Origin of the sequence: Amycolatopsis taiwanensis DSM 45107, from assembly GCF_000519205.1 — a bacterium.
GTDB classification, from domain to species: Bacteria; Actinomycetota; Actinomycetes; order Mycobacteriales; family Pseudonocardiaceae; genus Amycolatopsis_E; species Amycolatopsis_E taiwanensis.
Genome location: NZ_JAFB01000065.1, coordinates 1 through 12717 on the forward strand (window position 1 = coordinate 1; position 12717 = coordinate 12717).

General features: G+C 65.6%; 17 protein-coding genes. 9 read left to right on the plus strand and 8 right to left on the minus strand.

Features of this window, described 5'->3' with window-relative positions; all coding sequences use genetic code 11:
* A partial coding sequence (locus tag A3CU_RS53740; RefSeq protein ID WP_043843593.1) for a Scr1 family TA system antitoxin-like transcriptional regulator occupies positions 1-215 on the plus strand: 215 nt, incomplete at its 5' end.
* A 646-nt stretch (positions 216-861) separates the two neighbouring features.
* On the opposite strand, the gene A3CU_RS53045 is transcribed toward A3CU_RS53740, so the two are convergent.
* Positions 862-1008, minus strand: a complete 147-nt coding sequence (locus A3CU_RS53045) for a hypothetical protein (protein ID WP_156960713.1) — start codon at positions 1006-1008, stop codon at positions 862-864.
* The gene (locus A3CU_RS0134365; protein ID WP_027946050.1) at positions 1005-1415 is read right to left on the minus strand and encodes a hypothetical protein; all 411 of its coding nucleotides are present in this window, start codon (positions 1413-1415) and stop codon (positions 1005-1007) included. Before A3CU_RS0134365 ends, A3CU_RS53045 begins: the two co-directional genes overlap by 4 nt.
* Before the next feature lie 38 nt (positions 1416-1453).
* Between A3CU_RS0134365 and A3CU_RS0134370 the strand changes: the two genes are divergently transcribed.
* Both A3CU_RS0134370 and A3CU_RS0134375 read left to right on the plus strand, forming a co-directional pair.
* Entirely contained in the window at positions 1454-2971 is a 1518-nt protein-coding gene (locus tag A3CU_RS0134370) for a tyrosine-type recombinase/integrase (RefSeq protein WP_245617474.1), read from the plus strand.
* 516 nt (positions 2972-3487) lie between these two features.
* Complete coding sequence (locus tag A3CU_RS0134375) at positions 3488-4036, plus strand: NUDIX domain-containing protein (RefSeq protein WP_027946052.1); 549 nt, start codon at positions 3488-3490, stop codon at positions 4034-4036.
* Here A3CU_RS0134375 and A3CU_RS0134380 read toward each other — a convergent pair.
* Together A3CU_RS0134380 and A3CU_RS0134385 are read right to left on the minus strand one after the other, a co-directional pair.
* Positions 4022-5152: an NsdA family TPR-like regulatory protein gene (locus A3CU_RS0134380; RefSeq protein WP_027946053.1), complete on the minus strand. Its 1131-nt coding sequence runs from the start codon at positions 5150-5152 to the stop codon at positions 4022-4024. The two genes, A3CU_RS0134375 and A3CU_RS0134380, sit on opposite strands and share 15 nt — an antisense overlap.
* Positions 5153-5331: 179 nt before the next feature.
* Positions 5332-5718: a hypothetical protein gene (locus tag A3CU_RS0134385; RefSeq protein WP_027946054.1), complete on the minus strand. Its 387-nt coding sequence runs from the start codon at positions 5716-5718 to the stop codon at positions 5332-5334.
* 165 nt (positions 5719-5883) lie between these two features.
* Here A3CU_RS0134385 and A3CU_RS0134390 point away from each other — a divergent pair, with 165 nt between their 5' ends.
* The 5 genes from A3CU_RS0134390 to A3CU_RS0134410 are packed head-to-tail and all read left to right on the plus strand — an operon-like array spanning position 5884 to position 9776.
* Positions 5884-6162: a helix-turn-helix domain-containing protein gene (locus tag A3CU_RS0134390; RefSeq protein WP_027946055.1), complete on the plus strand. Its 279-nt coding sequence runs from the start codon at positions 5884-5886 to the stop codon at positions 6160-6162.
* Positions 6159-6503 carry a WhiB family transcriptional regulator gene (locus A3CU_RS0134395; protein ID WP_027946056.1) on the plus strand — a complete coding sequence of 115 codons (345 nt, stop codon included), beginning with the start codon at positions 6159-6161 and terminating at the stop codon, positions 6501-6503. Before A3CU_RS0134390 ends, A3CU_RS0134395 begins: the two co-directional genes overlap by 4 nt.
* Positions 6500-6829, plus strand: a complete 330-nt coding sequence (locus A3CU_RS0134400) for a hypothetical protein (protein ID WP_027946057.1) — start codon at positions 6500-6502, stop codon at positions 6827-6829. The genes A3CU_RS0134395 and A3CU_RS0134400 overlap by 4 nt, the downstream gene beginning before the upstream one ends.
* Entirely contained in the window at positions 6826-7659 is an 834-nt protein-coding gene (locus A3CU_RS0134405; RefSeq protein ID WP_027946058.1) for a hypothetical protein, read from the plus strand. Before A3CU_RS0134400 ends, A3CU_RS0134405 begins: the two co-directional genes overlap by 4 nt.
* Positions 7659-9776 (plus strand): cell division protein FtsK, encoded by a 2118-nt coding sequence (locus A3CU_RS0134410; RefSeq protein ID WP_027946059.1) that lies wholly within the window; start codon positions 7659-7661, stop codon positions 9774-9776. The genes A3CU_RS0134405 and A3CU_RS0134410 overlap by 1 nt, the downstream gene beginning before the upstream one ends.
* Positions 9777-9893: 117 nt before the next feature.
* On the opposite strand, the gene A3CU_RS0134415 is transcribed toward A3CU_RS0134410, so the two are convergent.
* From A3CU_RS0134415 to A3CU_RS53050, 3 genes are read right to left on the minus strand one after another with little or no spacing between them, the layout of a single operon-like run.
* Entirely contained in the window at positions 9894-10259 is a 366-nt protein-coding gene (locus tag A3CU_RS0134415) for a DUF6907 domain-containing protein (RefSeq protein ID WP_156960714.1), read from the minus strand.
* Positions 10246-10533 (minus strand): winged helix-turn-helix domain-containing protein, encoded by a 288-nt coding sequence (locus tag A3CU_RS51805; RefSeq protein ID WP_084144108.1) that lies wholly within the window; start codon positions 10531-10533, stop codon positions 10246-10248. Before A3CU_RS51805 ends, A3CU_RS0134415 begins: the two co-directional genes overlap by 14 nt.
* On the minus strand, positions 10530-10862 hold the full coding sequence (locus A3CU_RS53050) for a hypothetical protein (RefSeq protein WP_169739731.1): 333 nt from the start codon (positions 10860-10862) through the stop codon (positions 10530-10532). The genes A3CU_RS51805 and A3CU_RS53050 overlap by 4 nt, the downstream gene beginning before the upstream one ends.
* Before the next feature lie 181 nt (positions 10863-11043).
* Here A3CU_RS53050 and A3CU_RS0134425 point away from each other — a divergent pair, with 181 nt between their 5' ends.
* Positions 11044-12168, plus strand: a complete 1125-nt coding sequence (locus A3CU_RS0134425; protein WP_052372683.1) for an NsdA family TPR-like regulatory protein — start codon at positions 11044-11046, stop codon at positions 12166-12168.
* Positions 12169-12496: 328 nt separating this feature from the next.
* Here A3CU_RS0134425 and A3CU_RS0134430 read toward each other — a convergent pair.
* A partial coding sequence (locus A3CU_RS0134430; protein ID WP_027946062.1) for a transposase family protein occupies positions 12497-12717 on the minus strand: 221 nt, incomplete at its 5' end.

A 12717-nucleotide genomic window follows, 5' to 3' on the forward strand; every position in this document is an offset into this window, starting at 1 on the left:
TCCGCGCGCTGCCCCACGTCGTGCCGCATGGCTACTGGATCGTCGACGACCGGGTAGCGGTCGAGACGGTCACCAGCGAGTTGGAGATCGACGACCCGGAGCAGGTGGCCATTTACCACCGGATGACGGACCGGCTCTGGAAAGCCGCCGCCGAGGGCGAGCAGGCGATCGACATTCTGCGCCGGCTGGCCGAGGAGTACCGACGACAGCGGTAGCCACCCATGGCGACGGCCCCGGAGCGCACGCTGCTCCGGGGCCGTGTCCGGNAATCAGGCCGGTCGGGTAGCTGGGCCTTCGCGGCGAACGCCCGGCCNGACGAGCAGGCCGCCAAGCAGGCCGACGGCACCCAGNCCACCAATAGGCCATCCAATGGCCCGGCGGNTGGTAACTGCNGAGTCGCAGCTAGCGACGTAGGTTTTCGTGTCACCACCNAACTTGGCCCCGTAGTTGCCGTAGTAGGGCGCAAGCGCGTTGCTGAGGTCATCGACACGGGCCTCGTGGGCAGCGCCGCTGGCGTCCTCGGAGAACCCATTTCCGCACGTGAAGTTGTGCCCGCCAGCCGACGCATGAACGGGGATCGCGAGCGTGACGATGGCGCCGACAACAAACAAGGCAGAGATCAAGATCAGGAATTGTCGAAGACTCACAGTTTCCTCCGGTGACGGTTAGTCGACTCCGTACAGTCGCTGCTGTTCCGCCAGGCGTTACAGCTGCGGTGCTCGAAGTTCCGGCTGCGGGCGGCCATCCACTGCTCGAACCCGGGCTGGCGCCGGCGCCGCCGGGTAATGGTCAATGCGAGCCCGGCACCGAGGATGACCAGACCAATGGCGTAACTGGCGGCAGATTCGTTACGGCCGTAGTTCATCGGCCCTCGCATTCCTGGACCGTCGTGCGGGCGTGGCCGGGGATGTGGCAGGCCGGCGGCACGTCCGGCGCCCAACTGGCAGCGAGGGCGATCAGCACGACCGCGGCCGCTGCCGCGAGCGCGCCGAGCAGGATGCGAGTCATAGCGCACCCCACAGGATCCCGGCGGCCACCACGATGGCGAAGGCGGCCGTGGCGGTCGCGGTGAAGTGCTGCCCGAGGCTCCACGGGCGGCCAGGGGTGGTGAGCCGCTGGCGTAGGGCCCGGAGCCGGGTGCGGATCTGCATCCGGTGGCGGCCGTGCCCGCGGCGCTGCTGCTGGAGCGTGTCGACGCTCGCCCAGCAGACGACCCACCATGCGACGCCGAGCACGGCGAGGACGGCGGCGGTGGCGGGGGTGAGGTGACGGGTGTAGCGGGCGTAGCCGCCGATGCACACGGCGGGCAGGGTCAGGGCGGCGAGGGTGGTCAGCAGGCGCGCGGTCCGCACGGCGATATCCGGGGTTGCGCGGTGGCGGCCGACGGGGGTGGTCCGATGTACGGTGAGCGTCATGCGCTACTCCTGGAATCGTCCAATGTGGTCGGTTCCAGGTGGTGATTAAGACCAAGGGATTCGAGCGCTTACGCTCGCTGACGACGTGCGTTTACGCAGGTCAGCACAGCGCTAAAGCGTTACGGACTCATAATCCCTTGGCCGCGGGTTCGAGCCCCGCCCGGCCCACATCGTCTGACCTGGCGTTTCGTCGAATTTCAAGATCTTTTTTGGCCGGGCTGTCCATGGCCTTGTCCATTGACAGCCTTCTGGCATGGGATCACCCTCGGCTCATGGCCAAGTCGACGACCAGCGACAACACACCCAAGCGTGGCAATGTGCGGGTGCGCGGCAACTCGCTCCAGGTCCGCGTGTACGCGGGCATCGACCCCGTAACCGGCAAGCCGAACTACCTCGCCGAGACCGTCAAAGGCACAGACAAGGCCGCGTATAAGCAGGCCAACAAGGTGCTGACCCGGCTGCAGGCGCAGGTCGACGAACAACGCTCGCCAAGCACCTCGGTCACGTTGTCCTACGCCCTTGACGAATGGCTCCGAACCGCTGACATCGAGGACACCACCCGGCACGGATACGTGGGCTACATCGAGCGCAGCATTCGCCCGGCACTCGGCAAGATCTCGGTAGCCAAGCTCAGCGCACGGATGCTGGAAACGTTCTACAGCGAACTTCGCCGTTGCCGGATTCGCTGCGACGGACGGCCGTTCATCGAGCACAACGCCGAGGGCGAGCACGACTGCGCGGAGCTGGAATGCAAGCCTCACAAGTGCAAGGGGATGGCGTCGTCCAGTGTCCGTCAGATTCACTCGATCCTCAGCGGCGTGTTGAACGCGGCCGTTCGATGGGAGTGGATCAACTCAAACCCGGCGCGCATCGCCCAACGGCCGAAGCAGACGCCGCCGCAACCAGACCCGCCCTCCCCTGCCGAAGCTGCCCGACTTGTCGATAAGGCGTTCGCTTTGGACGAGGACTGGGGCACGCTCGTCTGGCTCGTCATGACGACCGGAATCCGCCGAGGCGAAGTCTGCGCGCTCCGCTGGAACCGGGTCGACCTCGATGAAGGCATCGTCGAAATCCGGCGCAGCTACACGAAATTACGCGGGAACGGCAAGGAGAAAGACACCAAGACACACCAGATGCGCCGGATAGCGCTCGACACCGAGACGACGGTGTTGCTGCGTGAGCACAAAGCACGATGCCAGGAGCGATACCGAGATCTGGGCGCCGAGTGGAACGAGGACAGCTACGTCTTTGCCAGCACACGCGGCGACGACCTGTCTGCCCCGTACTCGCCGGACGCCGTTTCCAGCCGGTACAAGAAGATGGCAACCCGACTCGGCATCAACACGCGCATTCACGCCCTGCGCCACTACTCCGCGACCGAACTCCTGACCGCCGGTGTGGACCTCCGCACCGTCGCCGGACGACTCGGCCACGGAGGCGGCGGCGCTACGACCCTGCGCGTCTACGCCGCCTGGGTCGCCGCCGCCGACCGGAAAGCCGCCGAGATCCTCGGCTCCCGGATGCCGAAGCGCCAGGCACGCGGTTCACAGACGTAGGTGGCGTAGAACGTTCGACGTTCATGAAGAAGCGAGCGCGCCCGATCGAGGCTCCCCAATACATGCGTTTCGCTTGGCGATCTGACAGCCAAACAACAACAGCAGCGATAGCCAGTAAGAAGATAGGACAAACAACGAGAACAAAAAATAGCCACACGAACGAAGGCACGCAAGACCCCACATCTCGACCCCGTCCCTGAACTTCCGGCGCCGCGTGTTATCCAGCGCTACCTCGGACGCAGCCGTGCCAACGACCGCATGTTCTCCCTCATCGATCCTGGTTCAGGAAGAACGGCCATATAATCGATGAATCTTATAATCAGGCGAGCCGTTCACAAGACCGATGGTTCATCTGGGTAATGCCCCTCTTCGCGACCGTAGGGGCCGGTGCAAGTAGGCAGAACGATGCTACCAACGGCGAGCGACCGACAAGCCACCGACCCTCGGGTCTGCGGTCAGGCGAAGCGCCGCAAAGCCAACGAGGACAGCACACTGATGGCCCGTACTCTGCACTACGTGACTGACGAACATGGGTCGTGGAAGACGTTCGGTGAGCGGTTGGTCTATGACAACCCGTGGGTGAAGGTCGCGCTGGCCGACGTGCAAGCGCCGAACGGGGACCGGTGGGAGTACCACGTCGTTCACCTCGCTCGGATCGCCATAGCGTTGATCGTGAACGACCAGGATGAGGCGCTCATGCTGTGGCGCTACCGGTTCGCCACTGAGCAGTGGGGCTACGAGTTGCTCGGGGGCATGGTCGACGAGGGCGAGGATGCGGCGGTCACGGCGGCGCGGGAGGCGGCCGAGGAGAGCGGTTGGGAGCCGATCGGCGAGCCTGAGCATCTGGTGACCTTTGAGCCGCTACCGGGACAGGTGACCGCTCCGACGGACGTGTACCTGTGGCGGGCGGCGAAGCACATCGGCGAGCCGACCGACACGGAAGAGGTTGGCCGGGTCGAGTGGGTGCCACTGTCGCGGGTGCCAGAGCTTGCGCAGCGGCAGGAACTTCTTGGGGCGGGGACGTTGGTGTCCCTGCTGTACTTCATGGCGTCACGCAACGCCTGAGATGTCGCCGGGCAGGATGAGCGTGCTGAGGCGGCGAAGCTGGCGGTCAGACTTGATCTGCGAGGCGACTCGGCGGGCTCGCCGAGCGTAGTGCTGGGCTGCTTCGCGGTCGCCTGCCGCGGCGTGGGCGAACGCGAGGTCTACGAGTGTGCCGCCCATGGCGCGGGTGAACTCGCCGGGTACCCGTCCCAACACGTCGGTGAGTTGGTCGATGGCGTCGGGCTCGCCGAATTTGGCGAGAGCGTTGCCGCGCCAGCGGTCGAGGTTTGAGCCGCCGAGGAAGATGAACGGCAGCGCCGGGTCCTGGGGGTTCTCGGGTAGCAGGGCGTCGGCGGCGTCGAAAGCGCGTAGGGCGTTGTTTCGGTCGCCCACGGCGGTGAGCCCTTCGCCGTGCGCGGCGGCGAGCCAGGCGCCTAGCAGCGGTGAGGCCGCACCTTCGGCAATGGCGCGGGCGTGTGCGAGTTGCTCGACGGCTGCCTCGGTCTCGCCGATGTCGATGAGGACGAAGGCCTGTTCGGCCGTGGCATGTGCGAGTAGCCGCGCCGAGCCTGACTCGCGGGCGGCCGCTTTGGCGCGTTCGTAATGGCCCCAGGCTTGCCCGTACGCGTTGCGGTCGAGGGCGTTCCAACCGGCCAGAGTCGATACCTCGGTAAGCACGCCTGCCAGCGCTTCCCGATGTCCCAGGTTGGTGCTGTGGTTGAGCAGGCTCTCGATCTGCTTAACGTGAGTGCGGAGTTGGTCGAGCAGGGTTACGGCGCCGAATCGCCGGTCTACGTGTCGTGCGCTGTCCACCTGGCTGCGGAACGCCTCCACGGTCGCAGCGTCGACACTGCGCGCAATCGCGAGTCGGGACCGTAGCTCGGTCGCCTGATCGTCTTCCGCTGAAGGGAAGCCGAGTTCTTCATTGGTGCGGCCGTAGACGTCGCGGAACAGCCGTCGGTAGGGCTCTGAAACCTGCTCATGGCCGTTTTCCCAGACTGACAGTTTCGTCTTCAAGCTGGTCGGCGTCATTACGGGGATGTCGAGCGAATGTGCGCGTTGAAGAAGCATCGCGATGACTTCGCTTGCCTTGTACCCGAGCTGTCGGCGGGCGGCTTGCAACTGTGTCGCAGTCATTGACGTAACTCCCCCGATAACCGTGCTGACCTGCGAAGTTAATTGAGGTTAACAGGAGCAGGGTTAACCTCGGCCACCTGTGCGAACACCCTTTTGTGCCGTTTCCTTGAGGCATGAACGGAAACGGCAAGGTCCTTGGCGCGAGGGTAGGCAACCGTGGTTGGCAAGCCATGTGGTTCCTACCGAGTGTCCCGGCGGCCGGCGGCTTTAAGCAAAGTCGCGAGACTCGAGCTCACCGTGTCGAGGCGCTCGGTGATCTCGTGCAATCGGTCCTCGATCGCACTGAGACGTGCGGTGATCTCGTCCGTGGGGTCTCCGGTTTGGCCTGGCTGAAGGGGCTTGCGGCCGTAGAGGACGGCTTCCAGATGCCTGGGGTGCCAACCAAGCGCTATCGAAAGCGCTTCCAGGGTGCGGGCGCTGCGGCGCCGTTCGACGGTGTGGTTCTGGATCTCCCGCACGATGGCCTGCGAGACGTGAGAACGCTCGACAAGTTCTCGCTGCTTCCAACCCAGCTCGGTCAGACGCTGGTTGATGGCCTTCGAGACCGCCGACCAATTCTCGGTCACTTATTCCTCCGTGCTCCGCCTGTGACGCGAGGTTAACGGCTTCTCGCTTTCCGTGGCGCAACTACTCGGTGATGTCGCCACATTCGGTCTCTGCTGCTCTATTTTAAGCTGAAATCACTTCGAATTACCGATGAAATCATCGGTCTTACTGAGGGGAAATCCTCCATGAGTACCGCTATGCCCAATGCCGGGCAACCGGCGTTCTACACGGTCAAGGAGGCCGCGCGCATTTTGCGCGTCGACCCCGCGACCCTCTACCGAGCGATCCGGGAGGACGCGTTCCCGGCCATTCGCTTGCGCACCAGGTACGTAATACCGGCCGCCGCTCTCGACAAGCTGAGTGCTGAGGCCGCTGACTCCGGCGGATGCGTCGACGTTGGTCGGCTTGCCGCTGAGCGGCGGACGGCTCGTGAGATCGAGCGTCTGACCGGGGGTGCCCGGTGACCCCCGACGACTACGCCGCAATCGCGCAGCGGCTGGATCGCTACGCCGCCGTACCGGACGACGTTCTGACCGAAGTGGTGGCCCGTGACGGCCGGTGTTTCTGGGCCTCCGAGCGGGACGGGATACCGGAGTTGTCCGGTGAGGACACGCCAGATCGGGAGCTGGCTGCGCGGCTGTGCGCGGGGTGTCCGGTGATCGACGAGTGTCTGGAACTCGACCTTCGGACGGCTGGTGACAGGACGGTCGGTGTGTGGGGTGCACTCGCCGAGGCCGACCGGCGCGCGGTTCACCGCATCTGGCGGTGGCGGCGTGCTAGCGACGAGGGAGGTGCGCAGCGATGAACGTTCAGGTGACACCGACTGAGGTTCTGGTTGGACTCGGTGCGCTGGCCTTGGTGGTGCTGATGTGGCGTTCGGGCACGCGGCGTGCGCGTCGAGCGGCCGACAAGGCTCGGGCCGGCGTGCGGGTCGTGTCTCTAGCCGGTCGGATGTTGCTCACGGCGGCAGGACTGGTTGGGGTGCAATGGTTGGTCTTCACCTACTCCGCAGATGCGACGCTGCGGTTGGTAGCGCTGGCGCTGCCGGACCTGATCGCCGCGTACGTGCTCACTCGCGCGTTGACCGTGACCGAGTTGGGCACGACCCGCCGCCGGGGTGACCGGCGATGAACCAGCACGAAATGGGAGGGGTGGCCGCCGCTGGGCGGCCACCCGCCACCCCGGCGACCGACGCGCGTGTGCCGCCGACGCGGGCACAGCGGCTCGCGAGGGAGGCCGCCGAGGCGGCCGAGTTGCGCAGTTGGCAGACGCATCCGGATGTGATCGCCCTGCGAGTCGAGCGGGTGCGTGTGCAGGTGGACCGGCTGTGTTGGACCGGGATCACGCTGGGCTTGGCGTTCACGATGGCCAACGTTCAGCACTTCGCCGCCGCAGGTTCGCCCGTGTGGTCACTGCCGTGGCTCACGGCATGGTTGCTCGATCCCACAGTTTCCTTGGTATTGCTGGCGATCCTGCGCGCTGAGCAGGTGACCGCGCGGTACCAGGTCCACGCGGGACGGTGGGTGCGGTGCGCGAAGTGGCTCACGCTCGCCGCGACCTACGTCATGAACACCTGGTCCTCGTACGCGGCCGGTTCGCTGTCGGGGGTAGTGCTGCATTCGGTGCCGCCGCTGGTGGTGTTCGCCGCCGCCGAGGCGATCACCGAGGTTCGCGACAAGCTCACCGAGGCGGCCACGGTTGCGTTCATGAACGCAGCCGCACGGCCAGCGCCAAGCGTTCACGAAGCCAGCAAGGCACGGCGCTCGACCAGCCGAACTCGGAAGCGGCGGAAGTTGTTCGGCGACTACCTCGCCGAGGCGCGTACGGCGTGGACTCCGGACACGGTGATCAGTCCGGCATGGGTGCGGCAGGTGACCGGGTGTTCTCGTGGCCTGTCTTCCCGGCTCGCCGCCGCCCTCGCCTCCGAAGTCGACCGGGAACACGGAGAGGGGGAGAACTGATGAACACCGACGTGAACCACTCGGGGGCGGTCGAGAAGGCCGAGCCGGTGTACGACGCGGAACTGGTGGACGACACCTTGCCCCAGCCTCGCCGCCGGACCCTGCGTCGGCGACTCGCGCGCTGGTGGCGGCTGTCCCCGCGCGTGCCGATGACGCTGAAGGACCCGGCACAGGCACGACAGGCCACAAAGGATCTCGTGGTCTCCGTGTTGCGCTCGCCGTGGCGCTACCTCCGTGCCGTGTTGCGTGGCCTGGTGGTCGGCGTGCGCTGGTGGCGGCGGTGGGTCACCGTGCGGGACTACCGGGAGGCCGCCGAGCAATCCGAGAAACTGGCCGACAAGTTCGCCGAGATACGCGAACTGACCCTGTTCCGGTGGCGAGTAACCGGAGCGGTCGCGGCCGTCGCCGTGATGGCGGGCGGGACAGCCTCGCTGGTCTGGGGCAACCGTCCACTCTGGATCGCCGCCGGGGTCGTATCGGTGGCGCTGGCGATCCTGGGTCGCCGCAAGGATGGCAGTCCCGGACGGAAACCGGCGCTTGCCGGACCACGCACGCTCACCTGGACGATGGACCCACAGGTGTTAGTGGACGCCTTCCGAGACGCGAAGCTGATCGGCAAGGACGAAACCCTGCGGTTGGTTGAGCGCGCGACTCGCATCGGCGACGGGTGGGCGATCACCGTGGATCTCCCGGCGACGCGGAAGGCCGCCGACGTGGTGAAGCACCGCGAAGCCCTTGCTTCGGCGCTGGCGGTGGACGAGGTGCAGTTGATCGTTGAGCGGGTGCGTGGCAACGGAGGCCACGCCGGACGGGTGTCGATGTGGGTTGCAGACGAGGACCCCTACTCGTCGCCGCCGCTGCGGACGCCGCTGCTCGCCGTCGAGCGGTGGGACGCATGGCGTCCGGTGCCGTTCGGGCGGGACGCGCGAGACCGGCGGATCGACCTGCCGTTGGTGTGGACCTCGCTCCTGGTCGGGGCGATCCCGCGTCAGGGCAAGACGTTCGCTACCCGGCTGGCCGCTGCCGGGCTCATCCTCGACGCCTGGACTCGGCTGTACGTCGCGGACTTCAAGGCCGGGAAGGACTGGGACGCCGCCGCGCAGGTTGCGCACCGGTTCCTGTCCGGAGACGAGTCCGAACACGTACTCCAGTTGGTCGGATGGCTGGTCGAGCTGGTCACCGAGGTTCAGGGCCGGTACCGACGGATGCGAGAACTCGACGACGAGACGTGCCCAGAGTCGAAGATCACACCCGCTATGTCGCGTGATGTCGCGCTGAACATGCCGGTTACGGCGATCTTCATCGACGAAGTGCAGGTGCCTCTGGAAGACCGGACACCTGTTGAGGTGCAAGGGAAAAAGCTTGCCGCGGGCGAGTACGTGGGCGAGTTGCTGACATGGCTGGCGAAGAAGGGACCGGCCGCCGGCATCGTGCTTGTCCTGGCCACCCAGCGGCCGGACTCCAAGACGATCCCGTCCGGTCTACGCGCCGTGCTCGGGTCACGTTTCGCCCTGCGAGTGATGGACTGGCGAGACTCGAACATCGTGCTCGGCGAGCAAATGAACACACGAGGCTACGACTCCAGCCGCCTACTGCCATCCCACAAGGGCGTGGGGATCTTGCGGCCAGACGGCGACACCCAAGCGGGGGCCGACGTGCTGGCAATGACGGTCCGGACCTACTACATGCCAAACGAGGATTGGCAGACGATCTGTCAGCAGGGACGCGCGTTGCGCGAATCGGCCGGAACGTTGACCGGGCACGCAGCCGGTCGCGAGACCATGCCCCTGCTCGACAGCGTGGCCGTCGCGAAGGCGATCGGTTCCGACGTCCACGCGCCCGAACCCGAGCGGGACCGGCTGGAGTTGCCCGAACCACTGGCGTCCGTCGTCGCCTACCTCGGCGATGACATCGACGAGCGGGACTTCGTGCCCACCGCCGAACTCGTCGAGGCGCTCGACGTTGAGCCCACAGCGTTCGGGCGGCAGATGGGCGAGCTGGGCTGCCGTTCGGAACGGCAACGGGTCCCGCGTGAGGATGGCGGCACCCGGCAGATTCGAGGCTACTTCACTGCCGACATCCGAGCCGCTGTCAGCGCCTCCCAGGGAAGGGAGTAACCCGTCACAATCTACTCGGGGACCCGTCACGCTGTCTCAGCAGTGTGACGGGCTCCCGAGTGTCTTGACCAGGAGAAACGCGACCGTGACGGGTGTGACGGGTCCTGCCTGCACCCGTCACGAGGGCGCCGACCGGCCCAGTTTCACCGCCTCGGTGAGTGTCTGGGCCAGACGTTCGGCTTCGGCCAGACCGAGCGCGAACACGCCGAGCCGATGGTCTTCCTCCAACCACACGCGCGGCTCAACCTCGCGGTAACCCTGCTCCACCCACACCTGAACCGCGCAGGGCTCAAGCTCTACCTTGCCTTCGGAGGTCTGAGGCTCCAGCCGGACCGGGTCCATCGTGGACAGCACGATGCGCTGACGCCAGCGGCTCACATGCCGTCGGTCTCCCGCCAAGTCCTCATCCCTGTGCCACGCGTCGCACCAGGCAGGACACGCCCCCACCAGCCAATACGGCGGCTGCTTGTCAGGCTCGTCCATCCCACATCCTCGACTGAGCGGGAGCGACATACGTACCCTTGGAACGCAATGTGATGACGAGTCCTCGGGCCCGGAGTACCCCTGTCGCACGCCGAGCTGTGCCGAGCGACACCCCAAACTGCTCGGCAAGCCGCCGCTCAGCGGGCAACGGGACGTTCGGCCTAAGCTCACCCGCGTCAATCAGTTGCGCCAGATGCTCCGCCAGTAACTCGTACCGGTAGCGCGTCGGGACCGCACCAGGATCAAACGGTGCTACCTTCTGTGGCTCGGTCATACCTGCCGCTCCGCTTCGCCGACCGCCGAGCCAGCAGCGGCGACCGCGCTGGAAAGTACTTCGATCCGGTCGAAGCTGTGCAGGTCGGACAGCACAGCAGTTCCCTCGCTCGATTCGCCGGTGAGATCTGGCGTGCGGGTCAGACATATCTCGCACGGCATCCCGCGCACTTCGCCAAGAAACTCCACGTCTGGCCGGTGAAATCGGCAACCACACAACGCGATCAACCGGTCCGGCTCCCTGCCGGTCTTGCGGATCGTGAAGAGGTGGACCGAGCGTGCTCGTTCGCCGCCCGCCCCTTGCCGAGGGCGTCCCATCATCAATGTCATAACTAAACCTCCCATGCGTGACCAGCAGCAACGACTGTGAAACACTGAAATCAGCTTGTCGTCATCGCTTTGCCGATGGAAGGACAAACAAGGGCCATTGCAGGGCCACATCGCGACAGGATGCGACGGGGAGGGGTAGGGCGTGTCTCAACGGCGCAACAGCGGCCAACCACCGCGTACCGTGCTCGAACAGAAAATTTGGGAACGCAACGAGACACTCCTCGACTTCGTCGAGTACAGCAACCGGCTCGCGCGCGAAATCGGAGAGCCGGGCACGCTCAGCGAACGCAACCTCAAGCGTCTCGTCTCGGGGCAGAAACCCAACGGCCAGCCGATCGGCCGCCCGCGACCAGCGACGGCGCGGTTGCTCGAACAGATCTTGGGCATCAGCATCGACGAACTGCTCTCCCCAGTCGCACAACCGTCCGCTGATTCGCAGCCAGATCTACGACAGATGCTCAGCGCCTCTCAGCGAGTCGACGCTGCTGTGCTCGCGCTGCTCCGTGCCCAACTCGACGCCATGCGCCAACTCGACCGGCGGTTGGGCGCGGTCGTGGCCCATGGGGAGGTCACTACGAAAATAGGGCAGGTACGCCGCCTGCTCTCGCACAGTTTGACGCCCGGCTCCCGCGAGCAACTCGCCGCGCTGCTGTCCGAAATGTGCACACTCGCCGGCTGGCAGGCGCTCGACCTCGGCAATGTCGCCGAGTCCTGGCAACACTACGAGCACGCCAAGTCCGCCGCGAAAGAATCTGGTAGTCCTGCGTTCGAGGCTCATGCCGAAGCGGAGCAAGCCTTCGTGCTGATCGATCTCGGCGAGACCGCTACGGCTGTCGACCTCCTTCTAAAGGCCGATCGTCGTGCGGACAAATCGGCCGCGCGGTTACTCCGCGCATGGCTGGCCGCAGCGCTTGGCGAAGCGTTGGCGGCAAACGGCCAGCCCTCGGCTGGCCTCCGTTCGTTCGACCGTGCGGAGTCGCTGCTGCCTCCCGAGTCGTCGTCCCCCGAAGGGCCGTACGTGGCGCTTGACCCGATACACCTCGCGCGTTGGCGTGGCAACGTTCTCGCACGGATTGGTGAGCCAGAAGCCATCGACGTTCTGACTTCGGCGCTCTCTGGTCTGGACCCAACGTTCACCCGAGCCGAGACCGCCCTACGAGTCGACTTGGCTACGGCTTTCTCCGCAATGGGCAAGCAAGAGCAAGCGCGAATGCAACTGACGCGTGCCCGATCCTTGGCTCTGGGCATCGGGTCGACCCGCCACCAACGCCGGATCAAGCGGCTTGCGGGCTTACTCCGGCAGTAGAGCGGTAGGAGACGCCGTCGACTGGGAGTACTCGGGAGCCGCTCGAGCCGATGAACAGCTACAGCGGCGGGTCCGAGTATCCTGCTGCGGTGGCTCGAACACGCCCTCAATGCCCGCAAGCGCGACTGCATCGATCGAGCGCGACAAGGGCCCGCCTGCGAAAATCGTTCAAAACCGAAACACAAGTCACCCGAAGCTGGCCCCTTCACAGATTCGCACAAGTTAAATGAACCAAGCAGCGAGAAGCGTCATAGAAAGCATTCAGTCTGCTTGGAGTTGCGTATCAAATGAAATGCGCGACAACTCATTGAGGTGATCTCAACGATTTTTAGGTGAGTCGGCCGTGTTCGTAGTGGGTGAGGACGAGGGCGGCTTTGACGATGTTGCCGATCTTGCTGGGGTGGGCGGTGGTGTGGTGGAGGGCGCGCCAGCGGCCGGTGAGGACGGCGAAGCCGCGTTCGCCCAGGCAGCGCAGTCCGCGGAGGAGGGCGTTGTAGGTCCGGTTGTCCACGTCGAGTACCTGGTTGCCGGCGGGTTGTTTGATCGGGG

What these genes read in the sequence shown, in the direction of transcription:
- A3CU_RS53045 (WP_156960713.1), bottom strand. Translation starts at nt 1,008, where the DNA reads ATGACTCGCATCCTGCTCGGCGCGCTCGCGGCAGCGGCCGCGGTCGTG.
- A3CU_RS0134365 (WP_027946050.1), bottom strand. Translation starts at nt 1,415, where the DNA reads ATGACGCTCACCGTACATCGGACCACCCCCGTCGGCCGCCACCGCGCA.
- A3CU_RS0134380 (WP_027946053.1), bottom strand. Translation starts at nt 5,152, where the DNA reads ATGACTGCGACACAGTTGCAAGCCGCCCGCCGACAGCTCGGGTACAAG.
- A3CU_RS0134390 (WP_027946055.1), top strand. Translation starts at nt 5,884, where the DNA reads ATGAGTACCGCTATGCCCAATGCCGGGCAACCGGCGTTCTACACGGTC.
- A3CU_RS0134400 (WP_027946057.1), top strand. Translation starts at nt 6,500, where the DNA reads ATGAACGTTCAGGTGACACCGACTGAGGTTCTGGTTGGACTCGGTGCG.
- A3CU_RS0134405 (WP_027946058.1), top strand. Translation starts at nt 6,826, where the DNA reads ATGAACCAGCACGAAATGGGAGGGGTGGCCGCCGCTGGGCGGCCACCC.
- A3CU_RS0134410 (WP_027946059.1), top strand. Translation starts at nt 7,659, where the DNA reads ATGAACACCGACGTGAACCACTCGGGGGCGGTCGAGAAGGCCGAGCCG.
- A3CU_RS0134415 (WP_156960714.1), bottom strand. Translation starts at nt 10,259, where the DNA reads ATGGACGAGCCTGACAAGCAGCCGCCGTATTGGCTGGTGGGGGCGTGT.
- A3CU_RS51805 (WP_084144108.1), bottom strand. Translation starts at nt 10,533, where the DNA reads ATGACCGAGCCACAGAAGGTAGCACCGTTTGATCCTGGTGCGGTCCCG.
- A3CU_RS53050 (WP_169739731.1), bottom strand. Translation starts at nt 10,862, where the DNA reads ATGACATTGATGATGGGACGCCCTCGGCAAGGGGCGGGCGGCGAACGA.